A 16,914-nucleotide genomic window follows, 5' to 3' on the forward strand; every position below is an offset into this window, starting at 1 on the left:
TGATATGAAAAGCACATCGACAACTAACAGAACTGAATATTACAAAATCAGTAGCTTTATCTTTCTCTATTTCTTTACCTGGTCTGCCAGTATTGGACTGCTGGCGATCTGGCTTGGCCAGAAAGCCAATCTCAGCGGCTCGGTGATTGGAACCGTTTTTGCGGTGAACGGGATATTCTCCGTTATTCTTAAACCGATCTACGGCTATATTCTCGATAAGATCGGCATGAGCAAATACCTGCTCTATTTTGTGGTGATCATGTCGGCCCTGATGGCGCCGTTCTTTATTTACGTATACCAGCCGCTGTTAATGTCTAATACCCTGCTGGGGATTATTATCGGCGCGCTCTATTTAAGCTTTGCCTGGTACGCGGGTGTGGCGGCGTGCGAATCGTATTCCGACCGCTTTAGCCGCTTAAACGGCATGGAGTTCGGGCAAATTCGCATGTGGGGTTCGCTCGGCTGGGCGGTGGCATCGTCCTTCTCCGGCCTGCTGTTTAACCTCTCACCGGCGTATAACTTTATTCTCGGCAGCGTGGCATCGGTGGTGATGCTGATCGTCCTGCTGAGCCTGAAAGTGAACACTAACTCCATTCACGCGGGCGAGGTGCTGACGAAAGAGAAAATCGCCCCGTCAGACGTTTACGCCCTGCTGCGAAACCGCAAATTCTGGGCCTTCTGCCTGTACGTGGCGGGCGTGGCGTGGATGATGTTTATCGCCGAGCAGCAGTTCTCGCGCTATTTCGTCACCTTCTTCGATGATATTCATGAGGGCAACGCGGTATTCGGTTATCTCGGGACCGTGCAGTCGGGCATGGAATTTGTCATGTATATGGTGGTCCCGCTGTTTGTGAACTTTATTGGCGCCAAACGCGGGCTATTAATTGTCGGGCTGGTGGTCGGGGCGCGTCTGATTATTTCCGGCATGTGTGATTCTCACCTGTTAATTTCAGTGCTTAAGCCGCTGTACGGTCTGGAAATTTGTCTCCTGCTGGTGTCGGTATTTAAATATATCGCCGAGCATTTCGACAAGCGCGTCAATGCCACCATGTATTTACTCGGCTATCAGGCAATGCTCTACGTTGGCAACGTGGTGGTCTCTTCCCCTGCCGGCTATATGTATGACCGTATTGGCTTTGAGCACACCTATATCATCATGGGCGCAACGGCGCTGACCTTTACCCTTATTTCTGCTTTTACGTTATCTGCCTGTCAGAGCAAATGGCGCGGGGCTCGTGCGCTGAACGTAGCAGAAACGTCAACACGATAAATTACGCCGTCAAAGAAGGAACCGAAATATGTTAAGTCGTATCAAAGAAGAACGTCTGACTGTTATCGCTGCGCCCGTTGACTCCCGCGCATTCAGCGATGAACTGAATTCGGCGCGCAGCCACGTTCTGGACCTGATTAGCCGTCATTTAACGGAGTTCGGCGACAAATTCCCGGCGGAAACCTGCCAGAACGGTTTTTATCCGCTGACTGACAACGTGGAGTGGACCACCAGCTTCTGGACCGGGCAGCTATGGCTGGCATGGGAGATGAGCGGCGAGGAAAAATTCCGCGCGATGGCGGAAAAACACGTGCGCTCGTTTGGCCTGCGCATCGCCGGGCGCAACGACACCAACACCCACGATTTAGGCTTCCTCTACACGCTCTCCTGCGTAGCCGCGTGGCGGCTGACCGGAAACCGCGAGGCGCGCGGCTTCTCGCTGCTGGCGGCGGAAGCTCTGCTGGAACGCTTCCACGAGAAAGCGAAGATCATCCAGGCGTGGGGCGATCTCTCCGATCCGGACCAGGCCGGGCGGATGATCATCGACTGCAACATGAACCTGCCGCTGCTCTACTGGGCAACGGAGCAGACGGGCGATCCGCGCTTTGCCGACGCCGCAAAAGCGCACGTCATGCAGGCGGCGACGTACCTCATTCGTGACGATGCCTCCACATTCCACACCTACTATATGGATGTGACAACCGGCGCACCGCGCTACGGCAACACCCAGCAGGGCTACGCCGACGACTCCTGCTGGTCACGCGGGCAGGCGTGGGGAATTTACGGCTTCCTGCTGAGCTATATCTATACCGGCGACGAGACGATGATCGCCCTGTCAAAACGGCTGGCGAACTACTTCCTCAATCGCCTGCCCGACGACTACGTCTGCCACTGGGATCTGGCGCTGGTGGGCACCGACGCGCTGCGTGATTCTTCCTCGGCGGCGATTGCGGTATGTGGGCTGCTGGAGTTGCTGAAACACCTGCCGGTCACGGATCCGGATCGCGAGCGCTATATGGAATGGGCTAAAGGCATTATGTCGTCACTGACGAAACACTATCTGATGGGGAGAGAAGAAAAGGGCAACGGGCTGCTTAAACACTCGGTTTACCACCTCGGGAGCAACAAAGGCGTGGATGAGTGCGCAAGCTGGGGAGATTACTTCTACGTTGAGGCGCTGGTGCGTTTCACCCGGAGCTGGAAACTGTACTGGTAACTGGCCGGGGGATTACCATCCAAGCACGTCTTTAATGACGCGCCGGTAGGGCGTATCAAGCTGGGCAGGCACGCGGCAAATATAGTCCCGCGCATGGCTGCGGGTCTCTCCGCTGAGGCCGTCGAGATAAGCGATGGCTTCGTCCACGGCAGGAACCCTGCCTTCCTGTGACGCGCTTCTCGGCGGGAGCCCGGTCCAGATGATCGCTTCAATACCTTTCTCCCTGGCCCATGTTGTCAGGATACCCGTGTCGCGTCCGGTGATTAGCAGCGAGCCAATACCATCGCAGCGATCCTCGGGAATGGCTTCGCGCTCACGCAAAGCGCGGCAGGCCACGCTCAACGTTGTGGCCTCCAGCCATGCCCAAAGCACCGGCACGGCAGGGGCATTCATACAGATGGCGGTCGCCAGTTCACCGCCATCGCTGACCCGACAGAACTCGACGGGCAAAGAAGGCCCGTCGGTCTGCCACTCACCGGCTACCGGTAACGCGCCGCTTTTCCAGATTAACGAACCCCAGCCAAGACAAGCTATTTTCATTCTGTTCCTCTGCGCGACGTGAACCGACTGTTTTAGACGTTATGCTTTAGGAATACGCAGCGTCTGGCCGGGATAGATTTTATCGGGGCTGGAGAGCATAGGGCGGTTAGCCTCAAAAATCTTGTTGTACTGGTTAGCATCGCCGTACACGGTTTTAGAGATCGCGCTCAGGGTATCGCCGGATTTCACCGTATAGTAAGTAGCTTCATCTTTGGCATCTGTCGCGGTGATGTTGTTCTCCACCTCGCTGACGCCTGCGATGTTGCCGACGGCGACCTGGATTTTTTCTTTCTGCTCCTGCGTCAGCCCGTCGCCCGTCACGCTGGCTTTGCCGTCGGTGACGTCAACCTGAACCTTATCGGAACCGGGAATGTTGAGTTTCTTGAGGTGCTCGGTGATTTTGTCGCTCTGACCCTTATGATCGGTCAGATTGTCCCACAGCTTTTCGCCTGCTTCTTTTACGAAATTAAAAAGACCCATTCCATCCTCCTGTTTAACATGAAGTCAGAATAAGCATAGCAGTTGAGTGTTAAGGTGATAAAAAAAGCCCGGTGGCGTTAACGCTTACCGGGCCTGGGAGGGAAGTTGTAGGCCGGGTAAACGCAGTGCCACCCGGTAAATTTCACAGAACTTAAACCCCTTGCTCCAGAATACGAATATGGGTTTCCAGAACGTCCCCTTTCACCGCGTCGCTCCACGCTTTCATATGCGCGGTCTGCAAATGCGCTTCAAGGTGCGCGACGGTTTCCCACTGCTCAACCATGATAATCGAGTCTGGCGCGGTCGCCTGGAAGCTTGCGCTGGTGGCGGCGTCCACCATTGGCGCGTAGCCGTGGCAGCCTTCTTCTTTCAGTACGGTCGGGATGATCTTTGCGAACTCATCCAGCACCGCCTGGCGGTGATGTTGGCCAGGACGCGTACGGATTTCAGCAATAACGGTAAGCATAATTAACTCCTTCTAATTCCAGGCTACCAGTTAAGCAAAAATTTCCGCGAGATGCTTGCGATATTCTGCGATATAGCGTGGGACGTCCGGCATTTTAATTACGTCATTGACGATAAAGGTCGGCAGCGGCTCCATAGCCAGGAACTGATTCGCCTTGTGGAATGGCAGATACGCGCCGTCTACGCCTACGCCTTCAAAGAACTGATCTTGCTCGGTGAACGCTTCAAGCGGGGCATTCCAGGTCAGGGAGAGCATGTATTTCTTGCCCTGCAACAGGCCGCCGGAACCGTATTTTTTAGACGCGTCTGAGCGGGTGCGGCCGTCGCTGGCATACAGCGAACCGTGACCTTCGGTAAACACATCGTCCATGTATTTTTTCACGGTCCACGGTGCGCCCATCCACCAGCCCGGCATCTGCCAGATAACCACGTCGGCCCACAGGAAGTTCTGCACTTCGGCCTTCACGTCGTAATCGCTGTCCGCGCGCACGACCTTAACATCATGTCCGGCGTCGCGCAGGAAACCATCCGCGACCTCGGTCAGGGTGTCATTGAGCTGGCCTTTAGAGTGCGCAAATTCTTTCGCGCCGTTGATAATCAGAATGTTGCTCATTATTTGTCCTCGATGCTGAGAGTATGCCAGGTATTCTACGCGCGAGGACGGAGCGGAAAAATAAGCAAAATGTGCAAAGTCTTTTGCGCTCAGCGCAATAATGGCTACCAGCTGACGGTCACCTCAAAGCCCCCTTCAGGCGCATTGCCCAGCGAGACGCGCATCCCGTGTAACGCCGCGATGCGCTTCACAATAGACAACCCCAGACCGCTGCCGGTGGCGTCCTGGCCCGGTGGACGATAAAAGCGCTCGCCGAGACGCGCCAGCGCATCGGTTGAAATGCCCGGGCCGTTGTCGCGCACGGTAAAGCTTTGGGTGTTCAGCGTCACGTCCACCACGCTGCCGCGCGGGCTATAACGAACGGCGTTGTCCAGCAGGTTACGCGCCAGCAGGCTCAGCAATAGCGGCTGTCCGTGACGCATCACCTCGGGCGCGTTGACGTTGAGCCGAATATCAATGCCCGCCTGCTGCGCCGGATGCCAGATATCCAGCACCGCGGATTGCAGCAAATCGGCCATCATCACGGGTTCGACGTCATCAAGATTATCCAGTGAATCCAGGCGCGACAGGGTGAGAAGCTGATCCACCAGCCGGGAGGCGCGGTCGATGCCCGCATGCAATTGCCCCAGCGCTTTAGACTGCGCCCCGGGATCGTCAAGGGAAAGCTGCGCCACGTCGGTTTGCACCTTCAGCGCGGCAAGCGGGCTGCGCAACTCATGAGCGGCATCCGAGGTGAAGCGGCGCTCGCGGGCCATCATCTCCTGCGTACGGGCGAAAAGATGGTTAAGCGCATCAAGCAGCGGGCGAACCTCCGTCGGCACGCCGTGGGTGGGCAGCGTATCGGTCGCATCCGGCGAGCGTGAACGCAGGGTCTGCGCCAGGTTTTTCAGCGGTTTCAATTCCCGGCTCAGCAGGACAATCAGCAACAGAAGCATTACGGGCAGCGCCACCAGCCACGGCGTCAGCTGCGAGCTGACCACGTCCAGCGCCATATCTTGTCGGTACTCCCACTCCTGGCCAACCACCACGCGGTATTTCCCGTCCGGGGAGGTCAGCCACAGGAAACGCCATTCGTCGTTGTCATCCTGCAACCGACCGTCATCAAATCCGTCCCGGCGGTAGTGATAAGGTATGTCGCGCCCGTTCTCACCGTCGTTAAGCACCATGCTGCCGTCTGCGGTGAAGATTGCGAAGGCCAGCGCATCGTCGTCAAGATGGCCGTGTTTGGCTTTTTTCGGCACCTCGCGCATGCGTTCCGGGGCGCGGAGTTCGTCCACGTCCATCGTCAGCAGCCGTTTGGCAAACAGCATCTGCTGGGTATCGAACAGCTTATCGAGCTTGTCGGTCGTCTGGTGCCAGGCCACCACGCTTGCGGCAAACCAGGCCGCCAGGGACAGCAGCAAAAAGAGGAGCGTCAGGCGCAGCTTCAGGCTCAGGCGTTGGGTCAGTTTCATGCGTCACCCAGGGTATAACCGATGCCGTGCACGGTGCGGATAAATTCGCTGCCGAGCTTGCGGCGTAAATGATGAACGTGGACTTCGACGGCGTTGCTGGAGACGTCATCATCCCAGTTGTAGAGTTTCTCTTCGATGGCCTTGCGCGGCAGCACGCGGCCCGCGTTGCGCATCAGCAGTTCCAGCAGGGCGAACTCTTTGGGTTTGAGCACCAGCGTTTCGCCCTCCAGCGTGGCGACGAGACTTGCCGGATCGAGCGTGACCTTGCCGTGACGCAGCTCGCTGCGCGCCTGCCCGTGGCTGCGGCGCACCAGCGCTTCGAGGCGGGCTGCCACTTCAATCAGCGCGAACGGCTTACACAGGTAATCATCCGCCCCCAGGCGTAACCCTTCGACGCGCTGATTCAGCGCATCCCGCGCGGTGAGGATCAGCACCGGTTCGCTCTTACCGCTTTCGCGCCAGGCGCGCAGGATCTCAAGCCCGTCGATTTCCGGCAGCGTCAGGTCCAGCACCACGGCATCGTACGGCGCGGTGTACAGGGCCGCCTGCCCGGTTTTACCGTCGGTAAACCAATCCACGTTAAAGCCCATTTTGCTTAAGCCCGCTTTGATGCCATCGCCGATGAGCTTGTCGTCTTCTACCAGTAAAATGCGCATATTTCCTCCTTGATGCCGTCAGTAAACCTTCTGCAAGCGCCTGCTGTACAGTAAAAATAAATAAATTTTCCCCTTAAGAAGTTGTTAAGGTTTACCCTGTTTAATGGATTGTGAAACGACATTAAAGGGAGAGATTAAGATGAAAAAATACGCTGCAATTGCTGCCATCATGATGATGACCACTGCCCCTGTTTTTGCTGCACAGGGTGGCTTCTCTGGCCCATCTGCGACACAGACCCAGACGCAAACCCAGCAGGGTGGCTTTGTCGATAATAACGCCAACCTCACTACCGCGGCTAAAGTCAAAGATATGAAGGACGACAGCTGGGTGAAGCTGCGCGGTAATATTACCGAGCGCCTGTCCGATGACCGTTACACCTTCCGCGATGAAAGCGGCACGGTGGTGGTGGAGATCGACCACAAGCGCTGGAACGGCGTGACGGTGACGCCACAGGATAAAGTCGAACTCCAGGGTAAAATCGATAAAGACTGGAACGAGTTTGAAATCGACGTGAAGCAGGTTATCAAGCTGAACAAATAACCCGGAAAGGGCCGCATGAGCGGCCCTTTTTCTTTGTGACTCAACTCGCCAGATGAGGTAGTATCTGCGGCAATATTGCCTGAAACCCATCGGTTTCTGAGTTGAGGAATCACACGTAATGAGCGATATGGCAGAGCGCCTCGCGCTACATGAATTCACGGAAAACGCCTACCTGAACTACTCCATGTACGTCATCATGGACAGGGCGTTGCCGTTTATCGGGGATGGCCTGAAGCCCGTTCAGCGCCGCATCGTCTATGCGATGTCCGAACTGGGGCTGAATGCGACCGCCAAGTTCAAGAAATCCGCCCGTACCGTCGGTGACGTGCTGGGGAAATACCATCCGCACGGTGACAGCGCCTGCTATGAAGCGATGGTGCTGATGGCCCAGCCGTTCTCTTACCGCTATCCGCTGGTGGATGGTCAGGGGAACTGGGGGGCGCCGGACGATCCGAAATCCTTCGCGGCGATGCGTTATACCGAATCCCGTCTGTCTAAATATGCCGAAGTGCTGTTGGGCGAACTGGGGCAGGGTACGGTCGACTGGGTGCCAAACTTCGACGGTACGATGCAGGAGCCGAAAATGCTGCCTGCGCGTCTGCCGAACATCCTGCTGAACGGCACGACCGGTATCGCCGTGGGCATGGCGACGGACATTCCGCCGCACAACCTGCGTGAAGTGGCGAAAGCGGCCATCACCCTGATTGAGCAGCCAAAAACCTCGCTGGACGATCTGCTGGATATCGTGCAGGGGCCGGACTATCCGACCGAAGCCGAGATCATCACCTCGCGTGCGGAAATCCGTAAAATCTACCAGAACGGCCGCGGCTCCGTGCGCATGCGCGCGGTATGGACCAAAGAGGATGGCGCCGTGGTGATCACCGCGCTGCCGCACCAGGTCTCCGGCGCGAAGGTGCTGGAGCAGATTGCCTCCCAGATGCGCAATAAAAAGCTGCCGATGGTGGACGACCTGCGCGACGAATCGGACCACGAAAACCCGACCCGTCTGGTGATCGTGCCGCGCTCTAACCGCGTGGATATGGAGCAGGTGATGAACCACCTGTTCGCCACTACCGATCTGGAAAAAAGCTACCGCATCAACCTGAACATGATTGGTCTGGACGGTCGTCCGGCGGTGAAAAACCTGCTGGAGATCCTCACCGAATGGCTGGCCTTCCGCCGCGATACGGTGCGCCGCCGTCTGAACCATCGCCTGGAGAAAGTGCTTAAGCGCCTGCATATCCTCGAAGGTTTGCTGGTGGCGTTCCTCAACATTGACGAAGTGATTGAGATCATTCGTACCGAGGACGAACCTAAGCCTGCCCTGATGTCGCGCTTTGGCATCAGCGAAACCCAGGCCGAAGCGATCCTCGAACTGAAGCTGCGCCATCTCGCTAAGCTGGAAGAGATGAAGATCCGCGGCGAGCAGAACGAGCTGGAAAAAGAGCGCGATCAGCTTCAGGCGATTCTGGCGTCCGAGCGCAAGATGAACACCCTGCTGAAGAAAGAGTTGCAGGCCGATGCCGACGCCTTTGGCGACGACCGTCGTTCTCCGCTGCATGAGCGCGAAGAAGCGAAGGCGATGAACGAGCACGACATGCTGCCGTCCGAGCCGGTGACCATCGTGCTTTCCCAGAGCGGCTGGGTGCGTAGCGCCAAAGGCCACGATATCGACGCGCCGGGTCTGAGCTACAAATCCGGTGACAGCTTCAAGGCGGCGGTGAAGGGCAAGAGCAACCAGCCGGTGGCGTTTATCGACTCCACGGGCCGCAGCTACGCCATTGATCCGATCACGCTGCCATCCGCGCGCGGGCAGGGCGAACCGCTGACGGGCAAGCTGACGCTGCCGCCGGGCGCCACGGTTGACCATATGCTGATGGAAGCCGACGATCAAAAACTGCTGATGGCGTCTGATGCTGGCTACGGCTTTATCTGCACCTTTAACGATCTGGTATCGCGTAACCGCGCCGGTAAAGCGCTGATCAGTCTGCCGGATAACGCCCACGTCATGCCGCCGCTGATCATCGAGAACGAAAGCGATATGCTGCTGGCGATCACCGCTGCCGGACGCATGCTGATGTTCCCGGTCAGCGATCTGCCGGAGCTGTCGAAAGGGAAGGGCAACAAGATCATCAGTATCCCGTCAGCGGAAGCGGCAAAAGGCGAAGATAGCCTGGCGCATCTCTTCCTGCTGCCGCCGCAGAGCACGCTGACCATTCATGTCGGCAAACGTAAGATCAAACTGCGTCCGGAAGAGTTGCAGAAGGTGGTTGGCGAGCGCGGACGTCGCGGCTCACTGATGCGTGGCCTGCAGCGCATCGACCGCGTGGAGATCGACTCGCCGGCGCGCAGCAAAGCGGACGACAGCGAAGAGTAACCTGTTTCATCCCCCCCTCTTTCCGGAGGGGGATTACCATAAAATTTCCCGTAAAAACGTTGTTAATTCGTGCGTTGCGATTAACAATACGCGCTCGTAATAAAGTCCTTACCTGGCCACAGGTGAAGTATAATTGTCAGCTGTCAGGGCTTCAGAGGTCGCTATGCTATACATTGTTCGTCTTATTCTTACCGTTATTTACTGCATTCTGGTCTGTATTTTCGGATCGATTTATTGCCTGTTCAGCCCGCGTAACCCAAAACATGTCGCGACGTTCGGGCACATGTTTGGTCGCCTTGCGCCATTGTTCGGCCTGAAGGTTGAAAAGCGTCTGCCTGAAGGGGCGGAGAATTTCGGTAACGCCATCTATATCGCTAACCATCAGAACAACTACGATATGGTGACGGCCTCAAATATTGTTATTCCGCCGACCGTAACCGTCGGGAAAAAGAGCCTGCTGTGGATCCCGCTTTTCGGCCAACTGTACTGGCTCACCGGTAACTTGCTGATTGACCGCAACAACCGTGCGAAAGCGCATGGCACCATTGCGGAAGTGGTGGATCAGTTTAAAAAGCGCCGGATCTCAATCTGGATGTTCCCGGAAGGGACGCGCAGCCGCGGTCGCGGCCTGCTGCCGTTCAAGACCGGCGCGTTTCATGCTGCAATTGCGGCAGGCGTTCCAATTATTCCCGTGTGCGTTTCCAATACATCGAATAAGATTAATCTTAACCGTTTGAAAAACGGACTGGTCATTGTCGAAATGCTACCGCCGGTGGATACCTCCAAATACGGTAAAGACCAGGTGCGCGAGCTGGCCACGCACTGCCGCGAGCTGATGGCTCAGCACATTGCACAGCTCGATAAAGAAGTTGCAGAGCGAGAAGCCGCCGGTAAGATTTAACCCGGTTTCGTTCAAGGGAAAACGAATTCCCGCGTTGTTAGTCGTTTCAGATGGAGCTTATATGTCACTCAGTCGGCGTCAGTTTATTCAGGCTTCGGGTATCGCCCTTTGTGCGGGTGCGATGCCGCGGACAGCCAGCGCCGCCGGGCAGCAACAGCCGCTGCCTATTCCGCCGTTGATTGAATCCCGTCGCGGACAGCCGCTATTCCTCACGCTTCAGCGTAGCCACTGGTCCTTTACCCAGGGAACGCGCGCGCAGGTATGGGGCATTAACGGACGCTACCTCGGGCCGACCATTCGCGTGTGGAATGGGGATGACGTCAAGCTCATCTACAGTAACCGGACGACGGAAAATGTCGCAATGACCGTCAGTGGGTTGCAGGTGCCGGGGCCGCTGATGGGCGGCGCGGCGCGCATGATGTCGCCGAATGCCGACTGGGCGCCCGTCCTCCCGATTCGTCAGAGCGCGGCGACATTGTGGTATCACGCCAACACCCCGAACCGCACCGCCCAGCAGGTCTATAACGGCCTGGCCGGGATGTGGCTGATTGAAGATGAGGTCAGTAAAACGCTGCCGATCCCGAATCACTACGGTGTTGATGATTTCCCGATCATTATTCAGGACAAGCGTCTGGATAACTTCGGTACGCCGGAGTACAGCGAGCCGGGCAGCGGTGGCTTTGTGGGCGATACGCTGCTGGTTAACGGCGCGCAAAGCCCGTATGTCGAAGTGTCTCGTGGCTGGGTGCGTCTGCGTCTGTTGAATGCCTCTAACTCGCGCCGCTACCTGCTGCAAATGAGCGACGGCCGCGCCCTGCATGTGATTTCAGGCGATCAGGGGTTATTACCTGCGCCGGTGTCGGTGAAACAGCTGGCGCTTGCGCCGGGCGAACGTCGTGAAATCCTCGTGGATATGACCAACGGGGATGAAGTGTCCGTGACCTGCGGCGAAGCGGCAAGCATTGTTGACCGCATTCGCGGCTTCTTTGAACCGTCGAGCGTTCTGGTCTCCACGCTGGTGCTGACGCTGCGCCCGACCGGCCTGTTGCCGCTGGTGACCGACAGTCTGCCGATGCGCCTGCTGCCGCAGGAAATTGTGACCGGCCCTGCAGTACGCAGTCGCGATATCAGCCTTGGCGACGATCCGGGCATCAACGGCGCGCTGTGGGACGTAAACCGTATTGATATCACCGCCCAGCAGGGAACCTGGGAGCGCTGGACCGTCCGCTCGGAGATGCCGCAGTCGTTCCATATTGAAGGGGTGTCATTCCTGATCCGCAACGTCAACGGGGCGATGCCGTTCCCGGAAGACAGGGGCTGGAAAGATACCGTTTGGGTGGATGGGCAGGTAGAACTGCTCGTCTACTATGGACAGCCGTCATGGCCGCACTTCCCGTTCCTGTTCCACAGCCAGACGCTGGAGATGATGGACAGGGGGTCGGTAGGGCAGATGCTGGTGAATCCGGCACCGTAAAACGAGTCGGGTGGCGGCTTCGCCTTACCCGACCTACAGGCCCGTAGGCCCGGTAAGCGTAGCGTCACCGGGCAATAAATACCCCTTCATTTCCCCCGATAAACCAGCGTATAATCCCGCTCCTTTTGTCTATTTTTTCTTCGGAAGCATTATGAGCGCAATTTCCCTGATCCAGCCGGATCGCGACCTCTTCTCCTGGCCCCAGTACTGGGCAGCCTGCTTTGGACCGGCGCCGTTCCTGCCGATGTCCCGGGAAGAGATGGATCAACTGGGCTGGGACAGCTGCGATATCATTCTGGTGACGGGTGATGCGTATGTCGATCACCCGAGCTTTGGCATGGCGATCTGCGGCCGTATGCTGGAAGCTCAGGGTTTCCGCGTGGGGATTATTTCTCAGCCTGACTGGAACAGCAAAGACGACTTTATGCGTCTGGGTAAACCTAACCTGTTCTTTGGCGTGACCGCGGGCAACATGGACTCGATGATCAACCGCTATACCGCGGACCGTAAGCTGCGTCATGACGACGCTTATACGGCAGATAACGTGGCGGGTAAACGTCCCGATCGCGCGACCCTCGTCTACACCCAGCGATGCAAAGAAGCATGGAAAGACGTGCCGGTGATCCTGGGCGGCATCGAGGCGAGCCTGCGCCGCACCGCGCACTACGACTACTGGTCTGACACCGTGCGCCGTTCGGTGCTGGTGGATTCGAAAGCCGACATGCTGATCTTCGGCAACGGCGAGCGTCCGCTGGTGGAAGTGGCGCATCGCCTGGCGCAGGGTGAAGCGGTCAGCGAGATCCGCGACGTGCGCAACACCGCGATCATGGTGAAAGAGGCGCTGCCGGGCTGGAGCGGGGTGGATTCCCGCATTATCGATATGCCGGGCAAAATCGACCCTATCCCGCACCCGTACGGTGACGATCTGCCGTGCGCGGATAACAAACCAGTTGAGCCGAAGAAAGCGGAAGCAAAGGCCGTGGTGGTGCAGCCGCCGCGTCCGAAGCCGTGGGAAAAGACCTATGTGCTGCTGCCGTCATATGAGAAGGTCAAAGCTGACAAGGTGCTCTACGCACACGCCTCCCGTATTCTGCACCATGAAACCAACCCGGGCTGTGCCCGCGCGTTGATGCAAAAGCACGGCGAGCGTTATATCTGGGTTAACCCGCCGGCGATCCCGCTCTCTACCGAAGAGATGGACAGCGTTTTTGCCCTGCCGTACAAGCGTGTGCCGCATCCGTCATATGGCAACAGCCGTATTCCGGCGTACGAGATGATCCGCTTCTCGGTCAACATCATGCGCGGCTGCTTCGGCGGGTGCTCCTTTACTCTTGTTTTTATGTATTTAGAGTTAAACTCTACTTTTCTATTTTTAGAATTCAAGCTATTCATCGTAATTGAGAGATATCCTTTTAATGTTCAGCAAGCCTGTTAAAAGCACTTTATCTGAACCGCGTTTTGCCTAAATCCTGCTCAATATATACTCTCCCTGAGTTCTGAAATCCTCAAATTCCCCAATCTTAAAGCATTGATACATAGATGATGTCAGATAATGCGCAATCATCTCACCGCCAATATGGATCCGTTCCGGGTGTGAGTATGTCGCCTGTATAGCCCTTTGTTCATTCATCATTACAGGAATTGTCTGCAACAAATCCCCATCCAGGATTTGGCACTCAGGTTTTACTCCTGTTCCGTATTGTAATTGCTCTGATTCGAAATCATGGACTGAGCGATAGGCGAACGAAACGATATTTCCTGTTTCCTCGCAAATTGCGAACTGATAAACACTGGTTGTCACCGTTGAAGAAGAGGGAATTGCATGGTCATGCTTGTATTGTTTCCACAGCCTCCTTAGACAGGCCGATGTATGATAATTGAGATTTTGTATACCTGATACGACCATTCTGGTTGATGCTTCAAGCAACCAGGTGTTAGAAAATCCACCTGCCCCCGTACCTGCTATGATGGTTCTTAGCTGGGGGATGTAACCTGCTTTGGAAACAAAAGATAACGGCTCCCCATTATCGGTGACGGCAAGGGTATCTGTTACAATCAGTGCTTGTGCTTCGTCTGTATAAAATATCAGTGATGACATATTTTCCTCATCCAGAAAAGACATTACATGAATCACAGAACAGGTCACTACAACCACGTGAAAGGGAGTCAGACCATTTTCCAGAGGTAAATATATTCTTGTGTTTGGACGCGTTGCGGTTCTCTGTAAAAAATATATAGCACAAACAAAAGTCCCCGCAGGGATAAATATAGTTATATGCGCTTTTTCTGCTGGCTTTTACAATTGAAAGTGACAGGTAAACGAAATGTGTTACAGGTTTCTTTTGCTTTTCGTTGGGTTCTGTATATGCGAATTTACCCTGTGTGTTATTTTTGCAATGGACTCAGGCTGTATTCAATCAATTAAGGTTTACTTCTGGCATTAAGATGTATCCGTTGCCTGTTTTTTAAGGGCACGGTTTGTGCCGGGAAATGAAAATCACATCTTAAGTTCTTCACTCAAAGGATTTGTGATGTTTATCACGTATGGTCCGGGTAACGTGTTGAGGTCAATGTATTGCATCGTGATGGTGTCGTTACATCTTTTACTTTCCTCCTGATTTGCATATTCACTCCCGGCAACCTGGTTGTTTGTTTTTTCTTCTTCCGGATTTATAGTGTAGGCATGAGGTGGCGTTTCAGGGCGACAGACTGTGAGGATAATCACTAACATTCATGCGCGTTATGGGCGTGTCAGCAAACTGGATGCAACAGAGCCGAAACTGAAATTTGAACCCGGATTTCTGTATGCTGAAATACCTTATATTAGCGGCATCCAGAATCGAAAACTGAGCCGATATGTACACTTTTATCTTATGGATAAAGCTATCCTGCAGGCCAGGGATTTAAAGCCTTTAGCCCGGGCATTTTTACGCTGGATAAGGTGGCTGGAGGATAACGGACTTGACCCTTTCACCCCGGGAACGTTGAAATACCAAAGCCCTACATATGGCTTCAGGGAGTATCTTCTGGGGGCCGTAAGGCAGGGGCGCATCGCCTCATCCACCGCGGCGGTGTACATCAGCGTTATCCGACGGTTTTACGTATTTCTGGGCAAGTGTGGTGAGCTGGCTGCCAGCTCATTTTTTACGTTGGTCGAAAAAGTCGTTGACGGGCGACGCAAGGTGATAAGTTCGGATCTTGCCATCAGGATAACCAGCACAACAAAAAGGACAATCAACCCACTGAATGATGCAGAGGTTCATATCCTGGATGAGGCACTGAAATCTGAGTCCGGGTTGTTCAGTTTAATGATTGTGCTGATGAAAAATTGTGGGTTACGGCTGGATGAAATGCTGACCCTGCCGTCGTCACTCTTTACTGAAGAGTACCTTGCCAGTGTCCCTGTATCTGAGTTGACCATCAGGGGGCTTCATATTGGTCCGAGATGCGGAGTTCATACGAAGTTTGGGATGACGCGAGAACTCTTCATCACCAGACGATTGTACGAGCAGGTTCTGGATTATCTGGCGGATGAGGAGTATGAAAAGAAGATCCAAAAATGGCGTGCACGACAGGGTGGGGAAGGGCGGCACGAGCCTTTATTTTTAATGGCAAACGGGAAACGGATGTCTGAAAAAGCCTTTTACTCCCGCTGGTACAGTTTTCGCCATCGCCTGGCCCGGTCTGCTCCGGGAAATGTGTTCAGACATAAACCCCATGATTTGCGGGCAACGTTTGCGACCCATTTTTTACGCTCGGCACTGAGTTGCTATCCCGATCAGGCCGCAAATGCGCTGGGTACAGTAAAATACTGGATGGGCCATAAAAGCGAAAATACGACGATGAAATACATCGTCTTTCTTCAGCAAAACCAGATTTCTGATGCAGTCGCCGGGGTCATGGACGCATTGATTGACGGTGCTGCAGGTCGCGATGGAGCCATATATGAGCCGGAGTGAAACGCAGATAACGTGGATGGCCGAAAATGTGCTGTCATGGGAGACGGTCAGCGGACACATCACTCAGCGGGATCTGAACCGATATTATTTACTTGACGTTTATCTTCAGGCTCATTTTTCAGATTATGTGTTGCTCCCCGGATGGTTTAGTGAACATTCGCATCTTGCCCGCCCTGAAAAACGCGATTTTATTGCCTCTCTGAAACGATTTCTTCTGTCTTACCGTCCCGCCGGAAGGTTAACCATTTTCCGTTATCTCAATATGTTTTTTATATGGCAGTCAGTCAATCAGTATGACTATGGCACGGCTGAAGGCGTTGAAATGTATATTAAACATCTCATGAACGATATTCGTCGGCGAAAAATTTCAGTCAGGATGGCAAGACACTACTTGTCCGTGGTCAACCGGTTTTTGCTTACGGGCGGGCAGATTCAGAGGCGGTATGAATATGAATTCTTACCGAAAGGAACGTATCAGCAGCAGGGAAGGGATAGCTATACCAGGAATGAACTTTCCGAGATCCTGAGGCAGTTGTCATCCATGAATGAGTTCCTTGCGGGATGTATCCGGGAGCATATCGCTAAATCGGAAAAAGGGGTGCGGCATTTCTCACCGTCTTTGCTGGCACCTGTTTATGAAGCGTATTTCCGGTATCCGGGAGAGAACGGGGTCAGCAGGGCAGAGATCATCATCAGGGACGTTCTGGAAAATTACTTTCTTACTTCTTTTTTTCTGTTCTGTTACCACACATGGGGAAACACCTCTCAGGTTCTGGGTCTGACGCGGGATGATATACATCTGGATGAAAAGGGTATCAGCACTGATTATGTTTATAAGGGGAGAGCGAATAAGTATATACGTCTGACGATAGGTAAATCGGAGTATGTGACCAAACGTGCGGGCTATTAATGGTTTCTGTCTTTTATCAGGCTCAGGGACGACATCGTTAACTATCTGGTTTCCGCAG

At 54.7% G+C, this 16,914-nt stretch carries 15 protein-coding genes and 1 pseudogene; 9 read left to right on the plus strand and 7 right to left on the minus strand.

The features are described 5' to 3' along the window. Positions 1–4: 4 nt before the first annotated feature. Positions 5–1,270 carry an oligosaccharide MFS transporter gene (locus SK51_RS07640; RefSeq protein WP_022649415.1) on the plus strand — a complete coding sequence of 422 codons (1,266 nt, stop codon included), beginning with the start codon at positions 5–7 and terminating at the stop codon, positions 1,268–1,270. Between the two features lie 28 nt (positions 1,271–1,298). Continuing rightward, positions 1,299–2,486 carry a glycoside hydrolase family 88 protein gene (locus SK51_RS07645; RefSeq protein ID WP_048206635.1) on the plus strand — a complete coding sequence of 396 codons (1,188 nt, stop codon included), beginning with the start codon at positions 1,299–1,301 and terminating at the stop codon, positions 2,484–2,486. 12 nt (positions 2,487–2,498) lie between these two features. Here SK51_RS07645 and SK51_RS07650 read toward each other — a convergent pair whose 3' ends face one another. From SK51_RS07650 to qseB, 6 genes are all read right to left on the minus strand, one after another. Continuing rightward, positions 2,499–3,026 carry a hypothetical protein gene (locus SK51_RS07650; protein WP_023298611.1) on the minus strand — a complete coding sequence of 176 codons (528 nt, stop codon included), beginning with the start codon at positions 3,024–3,026 and terminating at the stop codon, positions 2,499–2,501. Positions 3,027–3,065: 39 nt separating this feature from the next. Then, the gene (gene lysM / locus SK51_RS07655; RefSeq protein WP_022649412.1) at positions 3,066–3,506 is read right to left on the minus strand and encodes a peptidoglycan-binding protein LysM; all 441 of its coding nucleotides are present in this window, start codon (positions 3,504–3,506) and stop codon (positions 3,066–3,068) included. 151 nt (positions 3,507–3,657) lie between these two features. Further along, positions 3,658–3,972: a putative quinol monooxygenase gene (locus SK51_RS07660; RefSeq protein WP_003862506.1), complete on the minus strand. Its 315-nt coding sequence runs from the start codon at positions 3,970–3,972 to the stop codon at positions 3,658–3,660. Between the two features lie 30 nt (positions 3,973–4,002). Continuing rightward, positions 4,003–4,584, minus strand: coding sequence for an NAD(P)H-dependent oxidoreductase (locus tag SK51_RS07665; protein WP_022649411.1), 582 nt, complete (start codon positions 4,582–4,584; stop codon positions 4,003–4,005). Positions 4,585–4,688: 104 nt separating this feature from the next. Then, positions 4,689–6,038 (minus strand): quorum sensing histidine kinase QseC, encoded by a 1,350-nt coding sequence (qseC, locus tag SK51_RS07670; RefSeq protein WP_023306956.1) that lies wholly within the window; start codon positions 6,036–6,038, stop codon positions 4,689–4,691. Then, positions 6,035–6,694, minus strand: a complete 660-nt coding sequence (qseB, locus tag SK51_RS07675) for a quorum sensing response regulator transcription factor QseB (protein ID WP_022649409.1) — start codon at positions 6,692–6,694, stop codon at positions 6,035–6,037. The genes qseC and qseB overlap by 4 nt, the downstream gene beginning before the upstream one ends. A gap of 139 nt (positions 6,695–6,833) precedes the next feature. On the opposite strand from qseB, the gene SK51_RS07680 reads away from it, so the two are divergent. From SK51_RS07680 to SK51_RS07700, 5 genes and pseudogenes are all read left to right on the plus strand, one after another. Further along, positions 6,834–7,235 carry a YgiW/YdeI family stress tolerance OB fold protein gene (locus SK51_RS07680; protein WP_022649408.1) on the plus strand — a complete coding sequence of 134 codons (402 nt, stop codon included), beginning with the start codon at positions 6,834–6,836 and terminating at the stop codon, positions 7,233–7,235. Positions 7,236–7,353: 118 nt separating this feature from the next. After that, positions 7,354–9,612, plus strand: a complete 2,259-nt coding sequence (parC, locus tag SK51_RS07685) for a DNA topoisomerase IV subunit A (RefSeq protein WP_023298608.1) — start codon at positions 7,354–7,356, stop codon at positions 9,610–9,612. A 163-nt stretch (positions 9,613–9,775) separates the two neighbouring features. Further along, on the plus strand, positions 9,776–10,513 hold the full coding sequence (gene plsC, locus SK51_RS07690; RefSeq protein ID WP_022649406.1) for a 1-acylglycerol-3-phosphate O-acyltransferase: 738 nt from the start codon (positions 9,776–9,778) through the stop codon (positions 10,511–10,513). 61 nt (positions 10,514–10,574) lie between these two features. Beyond that, positions 10,575–11,987, plus strand: a complete 1,413-nt coding sequence (gene ftsP / locus SK51_RS07695; RefSeq protein WP_023298607.1) for a cell division protein FtsP — start codon at positions 10,575–10,577, stop codon at positions 11,985–11,987. Positions 11,988–12,138: 151 nt separating this feature from the next. After that, a pseudogene (locus SK51_RS07700) lies at positions 12,139–13,314 on the plus strand (YgiQ family radical SAM protein); the annotation flags it as partial. A gap of 135 nt (positions 13,315–13,449) precedes the next feature. Here SK51_RS07700 and SK51_RS07705 read toward each other — a convergent pair. Continuing rightward, complete coding sequence (locus SK51_RS07705; RefSeq protein ID WP_023279901.1) at positions 13,450–14,085, minus strand: hypothetical protein; 636 nt, start codon at positions 14,083–14,085, stop codon at positions 13,450–13,452. Positions 14,086–14,698: 613 nt separating this feature from the next. On the opposite strand from SK51_RS07705, the gene SK51_RS07710 reads away from it, so the two are divergent. Both SK51_RS07710 and SK51_RS25570 read left to right on the plus strand, forming a co-directional pair. Then, positions 14,699–15,946, plus strand: coding sequence for a tyrosine-type recombinase/integrase (locus SK51_RS07710; protein ID WP_007897923.1), 1,248 nt, complete (start codon positions 14,699–14,701; stop codon positions 15,944–15,946). Continuing rightward, on the plus strand, positions 15,933–16,856 hold the full coding sequence (locus SK51_RS25570) for a hypothetical protein (RefSeq protein ID WP_230679785.1): 924 nt from the start codon (positions 15,933–15,935) through the stop codon (positions 16,854–16,856). The genes SK51_RS07710 and SK51_RS25570 overlap by 14 nt, the downstream gene beginning before the upstream one ends. The last annotated feature ends 58 nt before the right edge of the window (positions 16,857–16,914 follow it).

It is taken from the genome of Enterobacter sp. MGH85, from assembly GCF_001037655.1.
Lineage (GTDB): Bacteria > Pseudomonadota > Gammaproteobacteria > Enterobacterales > Enterobacteriaceae > Enterobacter > Enterobacter intestinihominis.